The organism is Parafrankia sp. EAN1pec, assembly GCF_000018005.1.
Taxonomy (GTDB): domain Bacteria; phylum Actinomycetota; class Actinomycetes; order Frankiales; family Frankiaceae; genus Parafrankia; species Parafrankia soli.
Genome location: NC_009921.1, coordinates 2197336 through 2219968, shown reverse-complemented (window position 1 = coordinate 2219968; position 22633 = coordinate 2197336). Strand labels below are relative to the sequence as shown.

At 75.1% G+C, this 22633-nt stretch carries 17 protein-coding genes and 1 riboswitch; of the genes, 4 read left to right on the top strand and 13 right to left on the bottom strand.

Translation table 11 applies throughout. From position 1 onward, the window contains the following. Positions 1-2: 2 nt before the first annotated feature. On the top strand, positions 3-956 hold the full coding sequence (locus FRANEAN1_RS09070; protein WP_020459454.1) for a hypothetical protein: 954 nt from the start codon (positions 3-5) through the stop codon (positions 954-956). Then, a complete protein-coding gene (locus FRANEAN1_RS43115) occupies positions 949-6156 on the top strand; it encodes a hypothetical protein (protein ID WP_020459453.1) in 5208 nt (1735 codons plus the stop codon). The genes FRANEAN1_RS09070 and FRANEAN1_RS43115 overlap by 8 nt, the downstream gene beginning before the upstream one ends. Before the next feature lie 121 nt (positions 6157-6277). On the opposite strand, the gene FRANEAN1_RS09060 is transcribed toward FRANEAN1_RS43115, so the two are convergent. From FRANEAN1_RS09060 to FRANEAN1_RS09015, 10 genes are all read right to left on the bottom strand, one after another. Next, complete coding sequence (locus tag FRANEAN1_RS09060) at positions 6278-7324, bottom strand: hypothetical protein (RefSeq protein ID WP_157472477.1); 1047 nt, start codon at positions 7322-7324, stop codon at positions 6278-6280. 54 nt (positions 7325-7378) lie between these two features. Beyond that, a complete protein-coding gene (locus FRANEAN1_RS09055; protein ID WP_020459451.1) occupies positions 7379-7681 on the bottom strand; it encodes a lycopene cyclase domain-containing protein in 303 nt (100 codons plus the stop codon). After that, complete coding sequence (locus tag FRANEAN1_RS09050) at positions 7678-8091, bottom strand: lycopene cyclase domain-containing protein (RefSeq protein WP_049795919.1); 414 nt, start codon at positions 8089-8091, stop codon at positions 7678-7680. Before FRANEAN1_RS09050 ends, FRANEAN1_RS09055 begins: the two co-directional genes overlap by 4 nt. A gap of 46 nt (positions 8092-8137) precedes the next feature. After that, positions 8138-8827 (bottom strand): thiamine phosphate synthase, encoded by a 690-nt coding sequence (locus FRANEAN1_RS09045; protein ID WP_020459449.1) that lies wholly within the window; start codon positions 8825-8827, stop codon positions 8138-8140. Beyond that, on the bottom strand, positions 8808-9095 hold the full coding sequence (thiS, locus tag FRANEAN1_RS09040) for a sulfur carrier protein ThiS (protein ID WP_020459448.1): 288 nt from the start codon (positions 9093-9095) through the stop codon (positions 8808-8810). Before thiS ends, FRANEAN1_RS09045 begins: the two co-directional genes overlap by 20 nt. A gap of 60 nt (positions 9096-9155) precedes the next feature. Next, positions 9156-9479, bottom strand: coding sequence for an Rv2175c family DNA-binding protein (locus FRANEAN1_RS09035; RefSeq protein ID WP_041253898.1), 324 nt, complete (start codon positions 9477-9479; stop codon positions 9156-9158). Positions 9480-9510: 31 nt separating this feature from the next. Then, on the bottom strand, positions 9511-11058 hold the full coding sequence (locus FRANEAN1_RS09030) for a Gfo/Idh/MocA family oxidoreductase (RefSeq protein WP_041253897.1): 1548 nt from the start codon (positions 11056-11058) through the stop codon (positions 9511-9513). A gap of 166 nt (positions 11059-11224) precedes the next feature. Beyond that, the gene (locus FRANEAN1_RS09025) at positions 11225-12529 is read right to left on the bottom strand and encodes an FAD-dependent oxidoreductase (RefSeq protein WP_020459445.1); all 1305 of its coding nucleotides are present in this window, start codon (positions 12527-12529) and stop codon (positions 11225-11227) included. 117 nt (positions 12530-12646) lie between these two features. Next, positions 12647-13813, bottom strand: a complete 1167-nt coding sequence (thiH, locus tag FRANEAN1_RS09020) for a 2-iminoacetate synthase ThiH (protein ID WP_020459444.1) — start codon at positions 13811-13813, stop codon at positions 12647-12649. Further along, positions 13813-14724 carry a thiazole synthase gene (locus FRANEAN1_RS09015; RefSeq protein ID WP_020459443.1) on the bottom strand — a complete coding sequence of 304 codons (912 nt, stop codon included), beginning with the start codon at positions 14722-14724 and terminating at the stop codon, positions 13813-13815. The genes thiH and FRANEAN1_RS09015 overlap by 1 nt, the downstream gene beginning before the upstream one ends. Then, positions 14719-14832, bottom strand: a riboswitch (TPP riboswitch). It overlaps the preceding gene by 6 nt. Positions 14833-15096: 264 nt before the next feature. On the opposite strand from FRANEAN1_RS09015, the gene pknB reads away from it, so the two are divergent. Together pknB and FRANEAN1_RS09005 are read left to right on the top strand one after the other, a co-directional pair. Beyond that, positions 15097-17055, top strand: coding sequence for a Stk1 family PASTA domain-containing Ser/Thr kinase (gene pknB, locus FRANEAN1_RS09010; protein WP_347177042.1), 1959 nt, complete (start codon positions 15097-15099; stop codon positions 17053-17055). A gap of 189 nt (positions 17056-17244) precedes the next feature. After that, complete coding sequence (locus FRANEAN1_RS09005) at positions 17245-19404, top strand: DUF5667 domain-containing protein (RefSeq protein ID WP_020459441.1); 2160 nt, start codon at positions 17245-17247, stop codon at positions 19402-19404. 42 nt (positions 19405-19446) lie between these two features. On the opposite strand, the gene FRANEAN1_RS09000 is transcribed toward FRANEAN1_RS09005, so the two are convergent. From FRANEAN1_RS09000 to FRANEAN1_RS08990, 3 genes are all read right to left on the bottom strand, one after another. Next, complete coding sequence (locus FRANEAN1_RS09000; protein ID WP_020459440.1) at positions 19447-20805, bottom strand: 3-deoxy-7-phosphoheptulonate synthase class II; 1359 nt, start codon at positions 20803-20805, stop codon at positions 19447-19449. An 81-nt stretch (positions 20806-20886) separates the two neighbouring features. After that, the gene (locus tag FRANEAN1_RS08995) at positions 20887-21912 is read right to left on the bottom strand and encodes a 6-phosphofructokinase (protein ID WP_020459439.1); all 1026 of its coding nucleotides are present in this window, start codon (positions 21910-21912) and stop codon (positions 20887-20889) included. A gap of 142 nt (positions 21913-22054) precedes the next feature. Beyond that, positions 22055-22591, bottom strand: a complete 537-nt coding sequence (locus FRANEAN1_RS08990) for a polyadenylate-specific 3'-exoribonuclease AS (protein WP_020459438.1) — start codon at positions 22589-22591, stop codon at positions 22055-22057. Positions 22592-22633: the final 42 nt, after the last annotated feature.

The window sequence follows — 22633 nt, the reverse complement described above, 5'->3', positions numbered from 1 at the left end:
TCGTGACAGCCACTCATGAGCCCATCGCCGCGCTGGAGCACACCCCGGGCGCGGCCAGCCCTCGTCTCGAGGCCCCCACTGCCCCCGGGCGGGATGCCCGGCGCGAGCACGGCGACGCGTTCGACGCGGCCCGCCTGATCGCCTACGGCCTGCGACCGAAGCTGGTGCCGGCACGGGACGGGACGTACGCCGAGCTCGTGCGCCGGCATCTGCGGGACCAGGAGTTCGCGGCGCTGACCCAGGCTGTCGCCGGTGGTCTCGGGCTGGTCGTCCTGGACGTGGCGGAGCGGGCGGGCCTGGTGGTCGCGGGAGCTGAGGACTCCGCCTTCACCGTCCGGATGACGGACTACGCGCGGCGGGCTGGCGGGGAACACCGGTCGGCCGAGCGCCTCCTGCACGCGGTCGCGCAGCTCGCCGTCGCCGCGCTCGCGTTCCCCCGCCCGGCCGATCTGCTCGACGACTCCTATGTGGGCCGGGTCAGTGTCGAGGGCGTGGACGCGTTCGTCCGCGAGGCCTGCCGGCTGCTCGAGGAGCGGGTCGCCGCCGACCCGGACACCGAGACCGACCCGGGGGACGGCCGACGGACGCTCGAGGCCGCCTGGCGCCTGTACTCGCGCCGCCCGGCGGCGGGGACGACCCGCGACGCCCGCCGGCTCGCCGGGTCGACCACCGGGATCATCGCCCGGGCGATGGGCTTCCTCGCCGACTCCGGCTGCCTGGTGCCGGTGAGTGAGCAGGCCGGCGGCACGTTCCGCACCACGGCGCGCTACCAGATACAGGTGCGCGAGCTGGCGGCCGACGCGGCGCTCGAGGAACTGCTCGACCTCGGCATCGTGACGGTGGCCGACGGCTCGGGGGGTGTCCGGGTGCTCGCGGCCGAGCCCGTCCTGCCCGGAACCGAGGCAGGCAGAACGAGCGGGCCACAGCGCGTGGCGCCGGAGGCGGACGATGTTTGAGCTCTCCAAGGTGCGACTCCATTCGATCGGGCCGCCCGGGGCGCGGTTCGGCGATGTTCTTCTCGACTTCTCCGGGGTGGGAGCGCCGGTCACCGGACACCGCCAGGATGCGCTCTTCAGCGCCGGCGCGGCCGTCCCGGAGACAGACGGTGACAGTGAGGACACGACACAACGGGCCGGCGGCGCGCCCCCGTCCGACGGGAGCACACCCAGCCTGAGGACTCCCGGCGCTGTCGCTGCCGGCGGGGCGACCGACACCGCCGTACCGGCCGTTCAGCCTGGTCAGGCTGGCCAGTCGAGCCGGCCGGTCCGGCCGTCGCCCGCGTCTGTGCTGTTCCTGGAGAACGGCGGCGGCAAGAGCGTCCTGATGAAGTTGATCTTTTCGGTGGTGCTCCCCGGCCGACGGCAGGTCGTGGGCACCTCGAACGGCCGTGTGCTGGACAACTTCGTCCTCGCCCGGGACTGCGGGCATGTCGTCTGCGAGTGGCAGCACGCCGTCACCGGGGAGCGGGTCGTCACCGGCAAGGTCAGCGAGTGGCGCGGGCGGGCGACGGGGGACGCGTCCCGCCTCGCCGAGGCCTGGTACTCCTTCCGGCCGAACGCGGAGCTGGACATCGCCAGCCTCCCCCTCGTCCGCGACGGACGGCTGATCACGCTCGCCGGCTTCCGCACCCGGCTGGCCGAGGCCGGCGCGGCGGACCCGAAGCTGGCGATGACCTGGGAGACGAACCAGGGCGCCTGGAGCGAGAACCTCGACGCCATCGGCCTGGACCCGGAGCTGTTCCGCTACCAGCGGGCGATGAACGCGGGCGAGGGAGAGGCCGCGGAGGCGTTCGCGTTCAACAGCGACGAGCAGTTCGTCGACTTCCTGCTACGCGCCGTCACCCCGCCGGAGGATCCCGCCGGCGTCGCCGAGGTCGTCGACGGCTACGCGGCGAAGCTCGCCGAGCGGGCGGCACTCGACGCCGAGCGGGAGTTCGTCGCCGGCGCGCTCGAACGGCTCAACCCGCTGGTCGAGGCGGTCGAGGCGCGCGTGGAGTCCGCGGCGGGGCTGCGGGCGCTGCTGACGACGGTGCGCGGCGCGGCCGGGGCCGTCGAGGCGCGGATCGCGCTCGACCGCGTGGGGGCGGTCGAGCTGGATGCCCGCGGCCAGTCCGGCCGGGACGCCGTCGAGGAGGCCGAGCGGGCCCGGCGGCGCGCGGTCGACACCGAGCTCGCGGCGCGGCTGCGGGTCGCCGAGCTGCGGCTGGCCGAGGCCGAGGCGACCCGCGACGAGCTCGTCGAGCGTTTCGCGGAGGCCAACGAGGAGCTGGACGCGTGGCGCGCCGCCGAGGACGTCCTCCGGCATGCGGCCGCCTCGAGCGAGGCCGAGCGGCTGACCCGGCTCGTCGAGGAGGCCGAGTCCCGCTCGGCGCCGGCCCTGGCCGACCGGGACGCCGCCGCCCGTGCCCTGGTCGTCGGGTTGTCCCGGCTCGCGGCCGCCTCCGATGCGGAGGAGAGCCGGGCGCGCGCGGCCGCCGCGGCGCACGATCTGGCCGCCGAGTCGGCTGCGGCGGCGGACCGTGCCGCCGCCGACGGAGCGGCCACGGCACGCGCGGGCGCGGCGGCGCTGCGCGAGCGACGCGCCCGGTCCGCGCGGGTGCTCGCCGAGGCGGTCCGGGACGGCCTGCTCCCCTCCGCTGACATCGATCCCCAGTCGGCGGCCGCCGAGGCCGCGCGGGCGGCGGAGGAGGCGCGCGCCGCCGTCCAGGACGCGCTCGCGGCCGCGACCCGCTCCACGGACCGGGAACGGGCCCAGGACGGCGCCCGCGCCGCCGAACGCGAGCTGGACACCGCGCGCGCCGAGCTCACCCGGCTCACGAGCGAGCTCGATCAGGCACTGGCCGGGGCACGCGCGCTGACCGCCGACGGCCGGATCGCCGCCCTGCTGGGCCTCGGCACCGGACCGGACAAGCCGGACCAGGTCGATGCCGCGCACCACCTCGACGCGGTGGACCTGGACACCGACGCGCCCGCCGCGCTGGACGCGCTCGCGGCGGCGGTCCTGGCCGCCGAGGAACGCCAGCTGGCGCTGTCCGTCGACGCGGAGGCGGACCTGCGGGTGCTCAACACGCTCGGCGACGGGGACCTGCGGCCGGCGCGACCGGCGGTCGGCGACGTCCTCGCGGTGCTGACCCGGGCCGGCATCCCCGCGGTCTCCGGATGGCAGCACCTCTCCCGGGCGGTCGCCGCGACCGAACGCGAGCGCGTGCTCGCGGCCCGCCCCGATCTGGTGGACGGCGTCGTCGTGCCGGCCGGCTGGGACGTCGGCGCGGCGCACGCCGCGCTGGCCGCGGCTCGGCTGCTCCCCGACTGCGCGATCGTCGTCGGTGCCGCCGAGCTGCTGTCGGACGCGGCGTCGCCCAGCCACACCGACCACCCTGACCGCACCGACCACCCTGACAACGCCGACCTCGCGGGTCCTCTTCGCGGGCGGACGTTCCTCGTCCCGCCGAACCCGGCGCTGTACGACCGGGCCGCCGCCGCGGCCGAGCGGGAGTCCGTCCGGCGTCGACACGAGGAGCGCAGCGCGCAGGCGGCCGAGCTGAGCACGCGGGCGCGGGCTGACCGCGAGCTCGCCGCGGCGGTCGCCGGCTGGCGCCGGTCCAACCCGCCGGGACGGGTCGCGGGGCTGCGTGCCGCCGCCCGCGCCGGCCAGGACGCGGTCGACGTCGCCGAGAACGCGCTGGCGGCCGCCCGCGAGCTGGTCGGGGAGGCCGTCCGCGCCGCCGAGCGGGCGGTCGCCGAGGTCGAACGCCTGCGTGCGGTGGAGGAGGAGCGCACGGCCCGCGCCGCCGCGCTCGACCTGCTCGTCCGCGCCGTCGGGGAGTCGGTGGGAGCCGACAGCGAGATCACGCGGCTGGAGGCGACCGCGGCCGAGCGGTCCACCGAGGCCGAGGAGCACCGCGCCCGAGCCGCGGCAGCGCGGGCGGCGGCGCAGGACGCGCTGCGGCGGGCCGACGACGCCGCGCGTAACGCCCGGGTGGCGCGGGCGGAGTCGGCCGAGGTGGTCGGCGGCGGAGACATCGACAGCGCCGACATCGACAGCGGCAACATCGACACCGACATCCACGGCGCGGACGGCGCCGGGGACGGTCACGGAGGCTACGGAGCGGGGCCCGGAGCGGGCGGGCCGCCGCCGCAGGTTCCGCTGCTGCGCGCTGTCTACGAGTCGGCCGAGCGGGCGTACGCGCAGGTCGAGGTGGGCGCGGACCTCCGCGGCGAGCTGGATCGCGCGCGGCGGGCGCAGGCGGCGGCACGCGGTGCCGTGGAGGGGCTGCCCGCCGCCGTCCGCACCCGCTCGGCGGCGCTGCTGGCCGGTCCGAACGGCGGCGACGCGGCAGCGCGGGCGACCGCCCAGGCCGCGTCCCGGCGCGTCGCGGCCGACCTCGGCCGCGAGCTCGACGCGGCGCGGGAGCGGCTCGGCGGACTGCGGCAGGAGCTGCGCCACACCGCCGCCGAGGTGGCCGACGCCGGAGCGCGGCCACTCGCGCGGGACGAGGGCCCCGCCACGATGGAGCAGTCGCGGGACGCGCACCGGGCCGCCGTCGAGGCGCTGCACGAGTCGGAGGCCGCCGTCCGGGCGGCCCGGGCCGCGCTGGACGAGCTGGAGCGCCACGCCGCGGCGCACGAACGTGAGGTGGACGCCTTCGGTCTCGTCACCGAGACGCTGTCCGAGCTGCGCGCGGACGCCGAGTCGGCCGTAGCCGGCACGAGCGAGCGCGCGGGTGCCGGCGAGCGTTCCGACACCGGCGTCGGTGAACGTGCGGACGCCGACGTCGGAAGCCGCGCGGGCACCAGCACCGGAGGCCGCGCAGGCACCAATGCCGGAGACGTCACGGGCACCAGCGTCGGACGCGGCAACGGCGCCGTTGCCGCGCCGGCTGGCTCCGCCGGATGGCCGGGCGGCGTGGAGGCGTTCGACGGGGACACGGCCGCAGCCACGGCTATGGCCCGCGAGCTGCGGTCGTCCTGGCGGCAGGCGGTGGCGGCGCACGGCGAGGCGGCGGGACGGGTGCGGGCCGCCGCCGACGCCGTGGCGGCCTGGGCAGCCACCGACCGGTTCGAGTCCGTCCGTTCGCCGGCCCGCCGGCAGATGGTGCGGGCCGGCCGGGACGCCGTGGCCGCGAACGCCGCCGACTGGGCCGCGGCTCTCGCGCCGCGCCTGCGCAGCCTCGACGACGACCTGGCGCACATCGGCCGCAACCGGGCCGCGATCGTGGCCCGGCTCGAGGGCATGGTGCGGGCCTCACTGGGCACGCTGCGCTCGGCGCAGCGGCTGTCCCGGCTACCCGACCGGCTCGGAGACTGGTCGGGCCAGGAGTTCCTGCGCATCACCTTCGCCGAGCCGGACCCGGTGGCGCTCACCGACGCGCTCGGCGAGGTGGTGGACGCCGCCGCGCGCGGTTCGGCCACCCCAGGGCCGGCGTCCACAGGTACCGTCGCGGTCTCCCCCGGCGGGCCCGGTACGGCCGGGGCCCGCCGGGACGGCATGACGCTGCTGCTGCGCGGCGTCCGCGCCGCGCTCCCGGGCGGGGTGCGGGTCGAGATCCTCAAGCCGGACGCGGTGCTGCGCACCGAGCGGGTGCGGGTCTCCCAGCTCGGCGACGTGTTCTCCGGCGGCCAGCAGCTCACCGCGGCGATCATCCTGTACTGCACCATGGCCGCGCTGCGGGCCAACGACCGTGGACGGCTGCGCGCCCGGCACGCCGGCGTGCTCTTCCTCGACAACCCGATCGGACGGGCCAGCGCCGCCTACCTGCTGGACCTGCAGCTCGCGGTGGCCGACCGGCTCGGAGTGCAGCTGATCTACACCACCGGCCTGTTCGACACCACCGCGCTGAGCGCCTTCACCCTCGTCATCCGGCTCCGCAACGACGCCGACCTGCGGGCCGGGATGAAGTACCTGCGGGTACAGGAACGACTGCGCCCGGGACTGACCCCGCCGGACGTCGCCGCGGGCGGCGCGGCCGGAGTGATCACCGCCAGCCGCCTGTTCCGCCGGACAGCACCCGGCCCGCCGGCCACGGCATCAGTGCCAGCCACGAGATCAGCGCCGGCCACGAGATCAGCGCCGGCCGGGACCGGCCGGGAGGCCATCGCCGCCACGAACGGGCACCGGTCCGATCCCGCCGCCGCGAACGCGCATACGGGACCGTGAGCATCGAGTCCGCACCGAGCCTTGGTCCCGCGCCCGGCGGATGAGACCATGAGCCCGCGCCGCCCGGCACCCCCCGAGCCGGGCGGCGCCGTTCCGGCGGTCAGCCGCAGGCCTCCGGCGGTCAACCGGCGGGGCAGGGGCGCACCTCGACGGACCCGTCGGTCGTCGAGCTCCGGCCGTCGAGGTCGGTCGCCACCACGGTGTAGGTGATCGTCCCCGCCGCCGGCACCGGCCCGATCGGCCCGGACCAGGTCGACCGGTCGTCCACCGCCGTGCCCAGTTGGAGCGGAATGGTGGTGGCCTGTCCGTCCGGCGCCCGGGTGCGCACCTCGACGCCGAGGACGCCCGTCGGGTCGACGACCGTGGCGGTCACTGTCGCCTGCGTGGCGCCCTGATCACCGGCGCAGCCGCTGGGGAGGATCGTGGTCGGCGCGGCCGAGACGCCGCTGAGCCCCGGTGCCCCGGAGACCCGCGCGGTGATCCGCAGGTTCCCGCCGCCGGAGCCGTCGACGGCCGAGACCGGGACGTCCAGGTCGATCGAGCCCGGCGGAGCCACCGCCCGGTCGAGGGTGACCACGAGCGGCACCTGCGCGCCCGGATCGACGACGTCCTGCCCCGGGACGACGCTGACCCACCCGGGCGTGCCGCCAACGCGCACGCGCGCCGGTGACGTCCCGACGCCGAGCACGTCGAGCCTGATCGTCGACTCCACCTCGCCGAAGTCGACGTCGGTGCGGCTCAGCCCGATCGCCGGCCCGGCCGGCGGGGTCCCGCGCGGGCCGCCCGTGCCCGCTCCCGGGCGAGCCGGCGCGGACGTGCCGCCCGCCTGGGACGGTTCGGGAGACGCCGAGACCCCGGAGCTCTCCACGGGCCCGGGCGGCCCGGATGCCCCGAACGCCCCGACGGGGACGGGGCCGTTCGCCGTCGGCGAGGGAACCGGCGGGGACGCGACGGAGGTCGACACGACGATGCTGGTCCGCGCACCGGCCGGGTCCCGCACCGCGGACGCCGGCCCCGACCCGCTGTTGTGGATCAGGAACAGGGTCGTGGCCAGGGCCGCCGCGGCCCCCACCGCGGCCGCGACCCGCCCCCACCGGATGGGGAGGATCCGTTTGGAGCGACCCCAGGGAGAACGGTGCCGGCCAGCGGGACTGATCTCGTCCGCCATCCGTTGTGCCATCGGGTCCGAGCGTAGGCCCAAAAGTGGATGCAGGACCCCGATTCACTCGTTTCCGTGACGAAGTCCCCACCAAACCCACCACACCAGCGTCTGGGTTACCAACGCGAACCCGAACAGCAGGTCCTCGACCGGCGCGAACACGAGGCGGGGCCCGGCGATCGCGTCCGGGTCGTACACGACGATGTCGAAGCCGGTCAGAATGCCGTTCGTGACGAGCTGGAAGAAGACGATGATCGCGTAAGCCGTCCAGAACAGCCGGCGGGTGAGCAGCCGGGTACGCAGGATCCGCAGGTCCAGCAGCACGCTCACGGCGACGCCCACGACGGCCAGCGCGGTGTAGCTCATCCCGGCCCGCGGGCCCCGTCCGCCGGCCTGTCGCCGGCACGCTCGCCGTCCACCTGCTCGCCGTCCACCTGTTCGGCGCCAGCCCGCTCGTCGCCCGCCTGCCAGCCGGTGACGGCACGCACGGCCTCCAGCGCGAGCACGGCACACACGGGGACCACGACGAAGAAGAGGACCTCGTCGAGCGGGAGGCCGCCGGGCAGCAGCACCCCGGTGGTGCGCCGCGGGTCGAACTCCCAGTGGCCGCGCGCGATCGCGTACAGATCCCACCCGACGAAGACGACCAGCACCGGCGCCACCGACAGCAGGAGGCGGCGGGGGCGCGCATACACCCTCGTCCGCAGCAGGATCTCCAGCGGCGCCGTCGCCACCAGGCACCCCAGCAGCACCGCGAGGTAGCTGAAGTGGCCCAGACCGCCGAAGTGACCGAGGCGGCTCACCGCGGACGCCCTCCCCCGGTCAGGCCGAGCGCAGGCGTTCGGCGAGCGCGGTGGCGGCGGCTCCCGGATCCGCGGCCTCGGCGATGCCCCGCACCACCACGACCCGGCGCGCGCCGGTCTCGAGGATGGCGTCCAGGGTCCGCGCGTCCACACCGCCGGTGACGAACCAGGGTTTGGCCCCCGGCTCGAACGGCGGGGCGTGCCGCGCGGCGAGCCGCGGCAGGCCCATCCCGACCGGTGGACGGCCCTCCTTGGTCGGCGTGGCGTGCACCGGGCCGACGCACACGTAGTCGACGTCCGGGTCCGCGAGCGCGGCCAGGAACTGCTCGGGATCATGCGTGGACAGCCCGATGAGCGCGTCCGCCCCGACGATGGTCCGCGCCAGCCGCGGCGGGATGTCGTCCTGCCCCACATGCAGGATGTCGACGCCCGCGAAGGCTGCGACGTCGGCCCGGTCGTTGGCGCTGACCAGGGCACCGACCCGGTCCGCGGCCTCCCGCATCCGGGCCAGCCCGGCGAGCTCCTCGCGCCACTCCAGCCCCTTCTCCCGGAGCTGGACGAGGTCGACGGCGGGCGCGCCCGGCAGGCCGAGCACGTCCTCGAGGAAGCTTCCCTCGTCGCCGCGACGCGCGGTGCACAGGTAGAGGCGGGCGTCAAGCAGGCGGGCCAGCCGACGCGCGCGCAGCGGCTCAGCCCCCGGCGACGGCACGGACGATCTCCAGGGTGTCGCCGTCGGCCAGGTGGACCGAAGGCATCTCCGACGGGGTGAGCGCGGTGCCGCGCAGTTCCACGACCACCGAGCCGGGCCGCAGCCCGAGCTGGACGAGCAGGTCCGGCAGGGCGAGCCCGGCGGGCACCTCCCGCGGCTGCCCGTTGACGACGATCCGCGCGCCGCCCGGGCCACCGGCCGGGGCGGTGCTGACGGCTGCTGCTCCCGGGGACGGATCGAGCTCCGCCCGGTTCGGACGATCGGCCATGCACCCGACCCTACGGGAGCGGGCGCCCCTGGCCGGGAGGGTTCGGCGGGCCGGCCCGGTTCAGAACCCCAGCGCCTGCGCGCGCCGCCTGACCTCTTTGCCGCGGTTCTCGGCCAGCGCCTGGACCGGGGTGCCTGGCAGGCTCGGATCCTCCCGGAACAGCCAGTCGAGGGCCTCGTCGTCGTTGTAGCCGGCGTCGAAGAGCAGCGTGAGCAACCCGGGCAGGCCCTTGACCACCGCGCCGTCCTGGATGAACGCCGCAGGCACCTTGAGCACGCCGTCCACCCGCCGTGCCAGAAGGGTGCGGTCGCGCACCATCTGGCGCACCCGGGTGACGGGCACTCCCAGACTCTCGGCCACGTCGGGCACGTTCAGCCAATCCATGGTCAACAGTAAACACCCTGCGCCGGGCTGGTCAGCCGGGCGCCATCTGCGCGCCGCCGGCCGCCGCCGACCTGCGGGCCGCCTCGAGCACCGCGACCAGCCGGCGGGCGTCCTCCGGCTGGTGCTCGGCCAGTGGCCAGCCGGCGACCAGGCAGTCCGCGAGCTCGCGATGGAACCTCGTGGCGTCGTGCGACCCGGTCGGCAGCGCGGTGCGCGTCCCGTCGTGGGCGAGCAGCCGCGGTGACCGCGGCGCCCCGCCGTGGCCGTCGCGGGCGAGCAACGAGCCGATGCTGCCAAGCACCTGGGTGCCGGGCCGCGCGGCGGCGGACACGTCCGAAATCGTCACCTGGGCCTCGCAGCCGCCGGCGAAGTGGAGGAGCACCCGGGCGTGGTCGGCGTTCGTGACGTGGTGCCACACCCGCTTGTGCCCGAAGGCGCTGACCCACTCGACCTGGTCGTCGACGAGATCGAGGACACGGCCGAGCTGCGCGGCGCCCCGGTCGAAGATCAGCCCGCCGCTGATCCGCTCGTCGTCGTGCCAGGTGCCGGCAGGCCGCCGCAGACCACCGGAGAAGACGTCGATCCACATCACCTCGCCGACGTCCCCGCGGTGCACGGCCGTGCGCATCGCCCGGTGACCTGGGTCGTCCTGGCCGTCGGGGTAGACGGCGAGCAGCAGCGAGCGGCTCTGGGCAAGCTCGGTCAGCTCGTCCACCTCGTGGGTCGACAGGCACATCGGGGCGTGCACGACCACCTGCTTGCCGGCCTCGAGCGCGCGGCGGGCCCACTCGACATGGGTGTGGGTGGGGGTCGCGACGATCACCAGGTTGAGCTCGGGGTCGTTGACCAGGTCGTCGGGGTCGTCGACCCGGCGGGCCGGCCGGTCGGTGTCCTGGCCGGGCGGGCGGGCCATCCCACCGTCGCAGAGGGCGGCCAGCTCCAGGCCCTCGACGGCGTCGACGGCGTCGATGTGCACACCGAAGACGTCCGGGGCGCCGATGAGCCCGACCTTGACCGGCCCGGCGTCGGTCACGCCGAGCGCGTGGCGCAGCCAGCGGCCGACGAGCCGCTGGTAGCGGGGATCGGCGAGCAGTTCCTCGCCGGCCCCGAGGGTGAAGATGCCCAGGCCGGTGGACGGCCGCCAGGTGCAGATCGGGTGCTCCCCCATCTCGTGGCGCACCATGAGCAGCCGTTCGACGTCCTCGGCCACCTTCTCCGGGATGACCCAGGACTCCCGAGGCCGGAAGTCCCCGAGGCGGGCGGCCACGGCGGCGCCGTCCGGCCCGGGGATCAGCGGCAGGTCGTAGGGGGGCGTCACCCGGCCGGGGGTGAGCCCGGAGGCGTCGATGAGCGGGCTGTCCGGCGACAGCGACCGGACGGTCGGCCCGGCCAGCAGGACGGGCACGGACTGCCGGGCCCGGTCGAGCAGCTCCTGCTCGACATGGTCAAGCGGGCGGTCGATGAGGACGAGCAGCGCGTCGGCCGAGCGGGCCGACGTCGGCCCGAGCCCGGCGGCCCGTAGATGATCACCGAGCGCATTCACGCCGGGAAGGTTCGACACCAGGTGAATGCGTGGCACGGGGGGCACTTTAGTCAGAACCCACCCGGACGGGAACAGTGGGTTCACGGCACGCGAGCACGCCACGCACTCCACGACAAAAAGTAAACAATATCGTTACGAAAAGTAGTCAACTACGGGCACGACAAAGACCGCCGGCCGCCGGAGCGGCCGGCGGCCGCCCGTCTCACACCGGCTGCGCGGGCTGGAGCTCCTTCAGCGCGACCGCGGGGTCCGCGAACCGCTCGACGTCCGGCGCCACGCCGGCGAGCAGCATCCGCCGGCCGGCGACCATGTCCAGTGGTCGGGCGACGGTCACCAGAGCGACCAGCTCGCCGTCCGGGGCGAACCAGCCCGCCGACCAGCCCGGCGCCCGCTTCGCGCCCTCCGGCGCGACGGCGGTCGGATCCCCCCGCAGCACCAGCGTGCTGTCCGCGCCGGGCATCCCGGCGAACTGGATCATGCGCCCGAACTGCTGCGACCAGAAGTACGGGACGGGATCGTAGATTTCGGCCTGGTCGCCGGCCAGCGCCGGCCCGTCACCGCCGGCCAGCGAACGCAGCAGGGTCGCGACAGCGACCCGCGGCGACTCCTGGGCGCATTCCCAGTGCTCGACGCGCAACCGGCGGTCGTAACGCCGGGACCACCACGCGGCGCAGTCCCCCACCGCGACGACCGAATCCGGCCGGTAGCCGCCGGCCCCGTCGGCCGTGCCCGGCCCGCCGGCGTCGGCCACCCTGGCGCCGGGCACCGCCGACAGCCATTCGTCGACGACGACGCCGCGGTCCAGCGGCAGACCCGACGACTCCAGCCAGGCGACGTCCGGGCGGACGCCGACTCCCACGACCACCACGTCGGCAGGCACGAACTCGCCCCCGGCCAGCGCGAGCCCGTCCGCCCGGATCTCGTCGACCGCGGCACCGAGCCGCAGGTCGATCCCCACCTTGGCGTACCAGGGGACCGTGTACCCGCCGATCTCGGCACCCAGCGCGAGCAGCGGCGCGGAGCCGGCCTCGACGACGGTCACGGCCGCGCCGGCGGACGCCGCGTGCGTGGCGACCTCGGCGCCGATCCAGCCCGCGCCGACGATGGCCAGCCGGATACCCGGGGTCAGCGCCTCGCGCAGCGCGAGGGCGTCGTCGATGGTGCGCAGCACCCGCTGCTCGCCGGGGCCGGGCAGCCGCACCGGGGCGGCGCCGGTCGCGAGCACCAGCCCGTCGAACTCGACGGCGCCGCCGTCGGTCTCCAGCACACCCGGGCGCAGCCCGGTCGCGTGCCGGCCGAGCAGAAGCTCCACGCCGTCGAGGTCGAAGGGCAGCGTGGTGTCGTCCGTCCGCCCCGACAGCACCGCCTTCGACAGCGGCGGCCGGTCATAGGGCCGATGCTCCTCCGCGCCCACCAGAGTGATCGCGCCCGCGAAGCCCTGCTCCCGCAGCTCGACGACCGCTCGCCCTCCGGCGAGCCCCCCACCGACGACGACGACGCGATCCATCAGCCCACCCGATCCATGGGCCGAGAGGTTACTTGCACGATCTGTTCCGCGTCGCCCGTGAGTAGCGCTGCCCACAACGGCGGGCGGCCCGCGGCGGTGCCGGCGGAGGATGCCCGGTCAGCCGGCGGCGTCGACCAGCGGGAACGCGTCCTTCCAGACAGGCTCGTAGCCGGCGCCGACGAGCATCGCGGCGACGTCCGCCGGGGATCGCTCGTCGGAGATGGAGAACTGCTCCTGCGCCGTCCCGGGCCGCCCGTACCCACCTGGCTCGGTGGACGAGCCGGCGCTCATCGTGGTCACCGCGATGCGGACCAGGCCGTCACGCAGGGCCGCCGGCTCGCGGGTCGACAGCGAGATCGCCGCGTCCGGTTCGAACAGCCGCAGCGCCGCGTGCGCCTGGACGAACTCGGCGTCGCCGACGACGACGGTCGGTGGGAAGCCACTGGCGCTCGGCTTGATCCTCGGCAGCGCCACCGAGACCTCCGTCCGCCAGAAGCGGCGGGCGAGGAACGAGGCGTGCGCGGCGAGCGCGAGGACGTCGGCCCGCCAGTCCGGCGCCAGGCCGAGCAGGACGCCGAGGCCCAGACGGCGGGCGCCGGCGCGGGCCGCCCGCTCGAAGGAGGACAGCCGGCGGTCGTAGTCGCGCTTCCACCCGGCCACGTGCACCTGCGCGTAGCGCTCCCGGTCGTAGGTCTCCTGGTAGTGGACGACGCCGTCGAGCCCGGCCACGACCAGCCGGCTGTAGGTGTCGTCCGACCAGGTCTGGGTCTCCACCGAGATCGAGGGGACGAACGGTCGCAGCCGCTCGACGACGTCCACCAGGTACCCGGCGGAGACCTCGACGCGGTGCTCCCCGGAGACCAGCAGGATGTGCCGGAAGCCGCGGTCGGCCAGCAGGCGTGCCTCGGCCTCGGCTTCGTCGACCGTCAGGGTGCGCCGGGCCACCTCCAGCCCCTTGGCGAACCCGCAGTAGGTGCAGGACGACAGGCAGGCGTTCGACACGTACAGCGGGGCGAACAGCCGCACCGCCCGGCCGAACCGGCGCAGCGTCGTCTCCCGCGCCGCCTGCGCCAGCTCCTCCAGCCGCCCGGTCGCGGCCGGCGACAGCAGGACGGCGAGGTCGGCGAGGTCGAGCCGGCCGCCGGCGTCGGGCCGCCCGGCAGCGACGGCCCGGCGCAGGACGGCGTCGACCCGCGCCTCGTCGGCCTCGACCGAGACACGGGCGAGCGCCGGGATGTCGAGCGCGGCGAGCTCGCGGGCGAACAGCCCTGCCGGGCTGGCCATCAGCCGCCCCCGCCGGGCAGACCGGGCAGGCCGCCGGGTACCGCGCCCAGGAAACCGGTGAGCGGAGAGGACGCCTCGGCCACGGTGGCGCTGCCCGCCCGCGGCCTGCCGGCGAGGTGGGCCATCCGCCCGGCGATGGTCGCGAGCGCGAAGGCCCGGGCCATCGCGACCGGGTCGGCGGCGATCGCGATCGCCGTGTTGACGAGCACCGCGTCCGCCCCGATCTCCATCGCCTCGGCGGCGTCGGAGGGCGCGCCGATGCCGGCGTCCACCACCACCGGGACCCCGGCGGTCTCCACGATCGCCTCGATCGCGTCGCGGGTGCGCAGGCCGCGGTTGGAACCGATCCAGCTACCCAGCGGCATCACCGTGGCGCAGCCGGCCTCCTCGAGCCGGCGTGCCAGCACCGGGTCGGCCGAGCAGTACGGGAGCACGGTGAACCCGTCGGCGACCATCAGCTCGGCGGCGCGCAGCGTCTCGATCGGGTCCGGCGCGAGGGTGCGCGGATCCGGCGTGACCTCCAGCTTCACCAGGGACGTCCCGGTCGCCGCGCGGCCGAGCCGGGCCAGCCGCAGCGCCTCGGCCGCGTCCTGCGCGCCGGAGGTGTTCGGCAGCAGCGTCATGCCGGCCGGGACGAAGTCGAGCACGTCGCCCTCCCCCGCGCGGCTCAGGTCGACCCGGCGCAGGGCGACGGTGACGATGTCCGCCCCCGAGGCGACCAGGCTGTCGCGCATGACCGGATGGCTCGCGAACTTGCCGGTGCCGACGAGGAGCCGGCTGGCGTAGACGGTGCCGGCGATCCGGAACGGGTCGGGATGACCGCGCTCCGGATGATCGGACTCCGAATGATCGGACTCCGGATGATCGGACTTGTCCGGCTCGCGTCGGACCTCGGTGACCCGCTGTGTCATCAGATGGTTCCTCCCCACGCGCGCATGACCGCGATCGGGTATGCGGGTCGCCGGCGGCAGTCTGGCCGGCCTCTCAGCCCGCGTCCGCGGGCTCCCCGGTCACGCCACAGTCTAAGCCGCCGCGGGCGGCGGACCAGCGGCTCCGGCGAACCTGGACAGACAACGCGTCCCGGTACGGCATCCGGGAGCTCACCCGGGCTGGGATCGACCGGGCTCCCGCCGAGCGGGCCCGAGATCGAGCACGCGGATCGAATTCCAGATTTTGTGACGAACATCCCGCCCGTTCGGGTACATCTCACTGCCAATTGCGCAGTAAGACCACTGTCTGGCCGATGGGGCGGCCGATCGTAAACTGTGCATGTGGATTCCACCGTGGCCGACCCCGTCATAGGTCGTCTCCTGGACGGGCGGTACACCGCCCAGGAGCGGCTCGCCGTCGGCGGGATGGCGACGGTGTACGTCGCCCATGACAACCGGCTCGACCGGTTCGTCGCCCTGAAGATCATGCATCCGAACCTCAGCCACGATCCGGAGTTCGTGGCCAGGTTCCACCGGGAGGCGAACGCGGTCGCGCGGCTGAACACGCCGTGCGCCGTCTCGATTCTCGACCAGGGGTCCGACACCAGCCCGGCCGGTGTCCTGCACTACCTGGTGATGGAGCTGGTCCGCGGGCGCTCGCTGCGCCAGCACCTGGGGATGCGCGGGCGGCTCACCGTCGCCGAGGTCGTCGAGATCTTCGAGCCGGTGGCCGAGGCGCTCGCCGCGGCGCACGCGGCCGGCATCATCCACCGCGACATCAAGCCGGAGAACATCCTGCTCGGTGACGACGGCCGGGTGAAGGTCGCCGACTTCGGCCTGGCCCGGCCGGTCACCAATCCCACGGCGGCCCTCACCGGCGGAGTGGTGATGGGGACGGTCGGCTACCTGGCCCCCGAGCAGGTCACGCACGGCACCGCGGGCATGCGCAGCGACGTCTACGCGGCCGGCGTGATGCTGTTCGAGATGATCACTGGCAACCTGCCGCACACCGGTGAGACGCCGATGTCGGTCGCCTACCAGTCGGTGCACGGTGACGTGCCGGCGCCGTCCACGGTCGTGCCGGACGTCCCCGCCGAGCTGGACGCGCTGACCCTGCGGGCCACCGCCCGCGACCCCAACCACCGGCCGGCGGACGGCGCCGCGCTGCTCGCCGAGCTGCGCGCGATCCTGCCCTACCTGCCGGCGCCGGACGCCGGGGAGGAGTACCACTCCGGCTTCACCGGCCCGCTGGTGGCACCGCCGCGTCCGGCACCGCCCCGGCCGACCGCCGGGCCGCCGGTCGCCCCGACCAGCATGCTGGGCACGGGCTCCGGCTCGTCCTCGGGCGGGCGGCGGCGGGCCCAGCGGTCGGGGCCCGGCTCGCGGCTGCCGGTCGGCCCCGCCATCATCGCCGCGGTGGTCGTCGTGTGCCTCGTACTCGGGGTCCTCATGCTGCGGGCGCTCGTCGGCGGCGGGAAGCCCGAGGTGCCGCTGCTGATCGGCCTGGCCAAGGCGGACGCCGAGCAGGACCTGCGGGACGCCGGCCTGGCTTTCACCTACGGCGCGGAGATCGCCAGCACCCAGATCCCGCAGGGGCACGTCGTCGAGCAGGACCCGAAGACCGGCGCCGCGGTCAGCGACGGCGCCGTCGTGACGCTGCGGCTGAGCTCTGGCGCCCCTAAGGCCACCGTGCCGGACCTCGCCGGCCTGACCGTCGACCAGGCACTGCCGAAGCTGACCGAGGCGAAGCTGGCGGACGGCGGGCGCAGCAGCGAGGCGAGCGACACGGTGCCGCAGGGCCAGGTCGTCCGCACCGAGCCCGCGGCCGGGGCCGTCGTCGACCCGAGCACGTCGGTGAAGCTCGTGCTCAGCAGCGGGCCGTCCTCGGTCGCCGTCCCCAGCGACATCATCGGGATGACCTTCGACGAGGCCAAGGCGCGCCTCGACTCGCTGAACCTCAACCTCACGGTCCAGCAGAGCAATGTCGCCAGCGACAGCGTGGATCCCGGCCATGTGGTCCGCTCGTCGCCCGGCCCCGGCGAGCGGGTGAACGCCGGCGGGGCGGTGACGCTCTTCGTCGCCCAGGAGGCCGACTCCGGGGACGGCGACGGCAGCGGCGTCATGGTCACGGTGCCGAACGTGGTGGGCAAGTCCTGGTCGGACGCCGAGCGCATCCTCAACCGCCTCGGGCTCAACGCCGACCGGTCGAACTGGTTCGCGGAGCGGGTCACGGGGCAGAGCCCCAAGGCCGGCCGCAAGATCGAGAAGGGCAGCACCGTCCATCTCAAGACGGAGTTCCGCGTAGGCAACTGATCCCTGGGCCGGGTGCGGGCCGGAGTGTGAGTTCCACCTGGCACCGATTGCGGCACGCTGTGAGGAGGCCACTCGTCCCCGTGACGAGACACGCCCGGGATCGCGGTTACCGGCACCCCCGATCGGGTACGGTCGATCTTCACCGGGACCGCGGGCCGGGGCAGGGGAACGAGGAGCGCGGGGGGCGACGTGGCGGCAGGGCGCGGACCGCGCTGGCGCGGCGGGCGGGCCGGCCGCGCCGCCGAGGTGCTCGACGGCCGGCGTGAGCCCCTCGACGAGACCGAGCTGCAACTGGCGCGCGCGGTCGCGACCCTGCGGGTGCTGCCCGGGGCACTGCCCGCGCCGGCGATGTCCCCCCGGGTCCGCGCCGAGATCCGGGCGATGCTCCTCGCCGAGCCGATCGGCGCCCGCGGCACCCACGAGGTTGGTGAGGGCAACGGCAGGGAAACCGTCGGCGCGGCTGAGAGCACCCGGCGGGCACAGCCGACCCGACCGGCCCGGCCCGCCGCGCTCGTCACCCGGCCAGGCGGGATGGGCGTCCGGCAGGCGTTGCGTGCCGCCCGGCCGGCCCTGATCGGGGCGCTGGCCGTCTCGGTCGCGACGGTGGGCGTCGCCGTGAGCGCCGAGCAGGCCCTGCCCGGTGAGCTGCTCTACGGAGTGAAGCGGCAGGTCGAGCAGATTCAGGTCAGCCTGGCCGGCAACCGCGTCGATCGCGCCAAGATCCAGCTCTCCGTCGCCCGGAACCGGATGGACGAGCTCGCCGCGGTCGTCCATCCGGCAGCCCGGCCACCGGCCAGCACGCGCACCGACTCCCCCACCACCGGCGGAACCACGGCTGGCCTCGGCCCAACTGACAGCGACCCAACTGACAGCGGCCCGACTGGCGGCGGTGCCGCCGGATCGCCCTCGGGCCAGCCACTTCCAGCAACGACCCCGGGCCCCGGATCTGCCGGGGCGCCGCCGACAGAGGCGGCGCCAGAGCAGACGGGCGACCCGGTCGCAGGCGGCCTGGTGCGAACGGGCGGATCGGTGCCGGCGGGCGCCGCGACCCCCGATCCGGCCGCTTCCTCCCCGAGCCACGCGGCGCCCGGGGGGCGTCCGGCCACGGACGGGGACATCGGCACGGTGACCAGGCTGCTGCGCGACTGGTGCGACGAGGCCGGGGCGGGGAGCGCGGTCCTGATCGAGGAGGCGCTCGCGGGCAGCCGCGACGCCCGGGCGACCCTGAACGAGTTCGCCGCGGACCAGTCGACGCGCCTCGAGGCGCTGTTCGACGCGCTACCGACCGGCTCGGTGCCCGGCGCGCACAAGGCTCGGCGGATCATCCACGACGTCGACTCGGCGCTGGCCGTCACCGCCCCGGAGGCCGACGGGCCGTCCGGGGCCGGCACCGCGGCGGGGCGCGGCGGCACGACGGCCGGGACGGCGAGCGGCGGCACCTCACCTGACCCGACCGGCCGGGCACGTTCGGCCGACGGGATGACCAGCCCGACGGTCACTGAGCGCGGCGACTTCCAGCGACAGTCCACCGGGCCGCGGGCTACGGCGCCCGTGCCGACCGTCTCCGCGGCGATCGGCGGCATGGCCGGCGGGTTCCTCCCCGGCCTGCCCTTCCTCACACCGTCACAGTCACTGACACCTGACCAGCCATCGGCGTCCGGCAAGCCGTCAGCGCCTGGCCAGCCAGCGGCATCTGGGCAGGCGTCGACGCCCACGCCCGCATCGCCGCCGCCCGGCACGGTTCCCGGAGATCCGGGCGCCCCGCCGGCGGACCGGTCGGCACCCGATCTCCCGCTTGTTCTGGAACCAGAGCCGTCGGCACCGCCGCCGACGGGCGGGCATCCCGGCGGCGGCACGTCGGCACAGTCCTCCCCCACGACGCCGCCGGACGTCCTCGAGACGTTCGACGCGCCCGCGAAGGCGGTCGGCCCCGCCGATGACCCCGCCGATGACCCCGCGGTCGACGATCCCGCGGTCGACGATCCCGCCGGTGGCGGGGCCGAGCAGACTCCGGCGGACGGTTCGTGGTCGGACGGTCCGCGGCCCGAGGTGTCCCCCGTCGCTCAGCCGTCACCGGCGGCGTCGGACGACCCGCTGGCGGAGAAGGCCGTCTTCGGGGAGTGGGCGGCCGAAACCGCCCCGGACAGCGCGGAACCGCCCAGCCCCGAGACAGCCCCGAGCGGAAAGACGGCCCCGACCGCCGGGACGACGCCGACCAGCGCGACGACACCGACCGGCGAGGCAGAGCCGACCGGCGAAGCGGAGCCGACCGGCGGAACCGCGGTCACCCCGACGACCGAGGCCACCGAGGACGTCACCGGAGGGAACGCGCCGGCCGGGCAGCCCTGACCGCCCGCCCCGGGCCTGTGCCAGGGGCGGGCGGGACACCGGTCAGCGGGTGTGTGTGTCGCGCTCCGCGCGGGCCTGCTGCAGCGACTCGGCCACCAGGAAGGCCAGCTCGAGCGCCTGGCCGGTGTTCAGCCGCGGATCGCAGGCCGTCTCGTAGCGGCCACCGAGGTCGGCCTCGCCGATCATCTCCGCGCCGCCGAGGCACTCGGTGACGTTCTCGCCGGTCAGCTCGATGTGCAGGCCACCGGGGTGCGTCCCGAGCCCCTTGTGCACCTCGAAGAACCCGAAGACCTCGTCGAGGACGTCATCGAAGTGCCGGGTCTTCACGCCGCCGACGTCGCGGGTGTTGCCGTGCATCGGGTCGCACGACCACACCACGGGGTGCCCGGCCGCGTTCACCTTGTCGATGATCGGCGGGAGGGCGTCGCGCACCCGCTTGGCGCCCATCCGCGCGATCAGCGTCAGCCGGCCGGGGATGTGGTCGGGGTTGAGCCGCTCGGTGAGCGCCACGACCTCGTCCGGCGTTGCCGTCGGGCCGATCTTGCAGCCGATCGGGTTGCCGACCCGGGAGAGGAAGTCGACGTGGGCGCCGTCGAGGTCACGGGTGCGCTCGCCGATCCAGATCATGTGCGCCGACAGGTCGTAGACCTCGCCGGTCGACTCCTCGGTGCGGGTGAGCGCCCGCTCGTACTCCATCAGCAGGCCCTCGTGGCTGGTGAACATCTCGACGCCGGTCAGCGCGGCCGTCCGGTCGAGGTCGATGCCGCAGGCGGCCATGAACGCGAGGGCGCGCTCGATGTCGACGGCCATCAGCTCGTAGCGGCGGCCGGCGGCCGAGTCGCGCACGAACGCCTTGTTCCACTCGTGGACCTTGGACAGGTCGGCGAAGCCGCCGGTCGCGAACGCCCGCACCAGGTTCAGCGCGACGGCGCTCTGGTGGTAGGCGTCGACCATCCGCCGCGGGTTCGGACGGCGGGCCTGCGCGTTCGGCGCGATGTCGTTCACCGCGTCGCCCCGGTAGGAGGGCAGCCCGGTCGAGGCCTCGATGTCGGCCGAGCGCGGCTTGGCGTACTGGCCGGCGATGCGGGCCACCTTGACCACCGGCGTGCTGGCGCCGTAGGTCAGGGCGACCGCCATCTGCAGCAGGGTCTTGACCTTGTCGCGGATCTTGTCTGCGGTGTTGGCCGCGAAGGTCTCCGCGCAGTCACCGCCCTGGAGCAGAAACGCCTCGCCGCGGGCCACCATCGCGAGACGGTCGGTCAGCGAACGCACCTCCGGCGCGGTCACCAGCGGCGGCAGGGCCGAGAGCTCGGCGAACGCCGCCGCCAGCTCCTCCCCGTCGGGCCAGGAGGGCTGCTGCCTGGCTGGGAGGCTCCGCCAGATGTCCAGGTCGTTGCTCACGAGTCACCAGGGTACGGCTACGGCGCCGACATCTCCTGCGGTTTGCGCCGGCCGGTCGCGCTCCCCCCATCCACCGGCGCGTCAGCCGAAGAAGACCTCCGCCTCGCCGTAGAGGTGCTCGGGGACGGTCTTGAGCTCGCCGGTCGCCTCGCTGAGCGGAACCCGGTCGATCCGCGTGCCGTGCAGGGCGACCATCGTCCCGAAGTCGCCCTCGTGCACGGCGTCGACGGCGTGCAGCCCGAACCGGGTGGCCAGCCAGCGGTCGAAGGCGGTCGGCGTCCCGCCGCGCTGGACGTGGCCGAGCACCGTCGCCCGGGTCTCCCGGCCCGTCCGGCCGCGGATCTCGGTCTCGAGCAGGCCGGAGATGCCCTGCAGACGCACGTGACCGAAGGCGTCCAGCTCGCCCTCCCTGGCCATGGCGGTGCCGGCGATCGGCCGGGCGCCCTCGGCCACCACGATGATCGGCGCGTAGCGGGTGGCGAAGCGCTGCTCGACGAAGGCGCAGACCTTGTCGATGTCGAAGGGCCGCTCGGGGATGAGGATGACGTTCGCGCCAGCCGCCATCCCGCTGTGCAGGGCGATCCACCCGGCGTGGCGGCCCATCACCTCGACGACGAGGACGCGGTGGTGGCTCTCCGCCGTCGTGTGCAGGCGGTCGATGGCCTCCATCGCGATGTTCACCGCGGTGTCGAAGCCGAACGTGTAGTCGGTCGCGGAGAGATCGTTGTCGATCGTCTTCGGCACCCCGACGACCGGGATGCCCTCGGCGTGCAGGCGCGCAGCGGCGCCGAGGGTGTCCTCGCCGCCGACGGCGACGATGGCGTCCACGCCCGTGCGGTCAAGGGTCTCCCGGATGCGGGACGGACCGTCCGCCGAGGCGAACGGATTCGTCCGGCTGGAACCGAGGATGGTCCCGCCGCGGGGCAGGATGCCGCGCACGGCCGTCACGTCCAACGGGACGGTGTCGTTCTCCAGTGGTCCGCGCCAGCCGTCCCGGAACCCGACGAAGCTGTGCCCGTAGACGCCGACACCCTTGCGTACGACGGCACGGATCACCGCGTTCAGACCAGGACAGTCGCCACCGCCGGTCAGCACACCGATCTTCACGCCCCAGGGCCTCTCTGCTCGAGTCGCCCCCGATCTGCGGCACATCTGCCGGCGGCAGCCTAGCTCCCCGGAGACCCCGACCAGCCCCTCACCGTAAACACGGCGTGGCCAATCAACCACGTTCCGTCGGCTAATCGTTCCATCAGTTGGTGGAGTGCCCGGGCGCCTTCGGGGCGAGCTCGGCACGCAGCGGCGCGAGGACGGCCCAGCGGGCCAGGTTGTGCCGCGCGTCGGCCAGCGCGTCGTGCGCGTCGGGCGGCGGCGGGGGCAGGCTGGGGCTGCCGACGTCCTCCCAGAGCTGGCGCAGGTCTCGGGTGAACCGCGGCAACCGGCGCGGCAGCGCGGGCATCTTCCCGAAGAGCTGGCAGAGCACGACATGGTCGTAGGCGGCGTACCAGGCCCACAGCTCCGGCGAGCCGTCCGCCGTGAGGAACTGCGCCACCTCGTCCCGGATCCGCTCCCGCGACATCCAGGCCGGGCTGGACGGCGATGGCAGGCGGTCCAGGACGTTGCGGCGCACCCAGGGGACGGCGCGCGAGGGGTCGAACTCCGTCGAGACGGCGTAGAGCTCCCTCGTCCCGTCCTCGCTGACGATCCCGATGCTGACCAGGTCGAGCCAGTGATGGCCGCCGTCGTCGCGCTCGATGAACTCGGTGTCGTAGAAGAAACGGCCGCCCACACCCCCAGTGTGCTCCGCCCGGCCGGGGCGCCGGCCAGGGGC

Bases quoted from the DNA above. Each gene is read 5' to 3' on its own strand.
- thiH (WP_020459444.1), bottom strand. From the start codon at position 13,813: ATGGCCAGCCCGGCAGGGCTGTTCGCCCGCGAGCTCGCCGCGCTCGAC.
- thiS (WP_020459448.1), bottom strand. From the start codon at position 9,095: ATGGCCGATCGTCCGAACCGGGCGGAGCTCGATCCGTCCCCGGGAGCA.
- FRANEAN1_RS43115 (WP_020459453.1), top strand. From the start codon at position 949: ATGTTTGAGCTCTCCAAGGTGCGACTCCATTCGATCGGGCCGCCCGGG.
- FRANEAN1_RS09060 (WP_157472477.1), bottom strand. From the start codon at position 7,324: ATGGCGGACGAGATCAGTCCCGCTGGCCGGCACCGTTCTCCCTGGGGT.
- FRANEAN1_RS09055 (WP_020459451.1), bottom strand. From the start codon at position 7,681: ATGAGCTACACCGCGCTGGCCGTCGTGGGCGTCGCCGTGAGCGTGCTG.
- FRANEAN1_RS09035 (WP_041253898.1), bottom strand. From the start codon at position 9,479: ATGGATTGGCTGAACGTGCCCGACGTGGCCGAGAGTCTGGGAGTGCCC.
- FRANEAN1_RS09025 (WP_020459445.1), bottom strand. From the start codon at position 12,529: ATGGATCGCGTCGTCGTCGTCGGTGGGGGGCTCGCCGGAGGGCGAGCG.
- FRANEAN1_RS09015 (WP_020459443.1), bottom strand. From the start codon at position 14,724: ATGACACAGCGGGTCACCGAGGTCCGACGCGAGCCGGACAAGTCCGAT.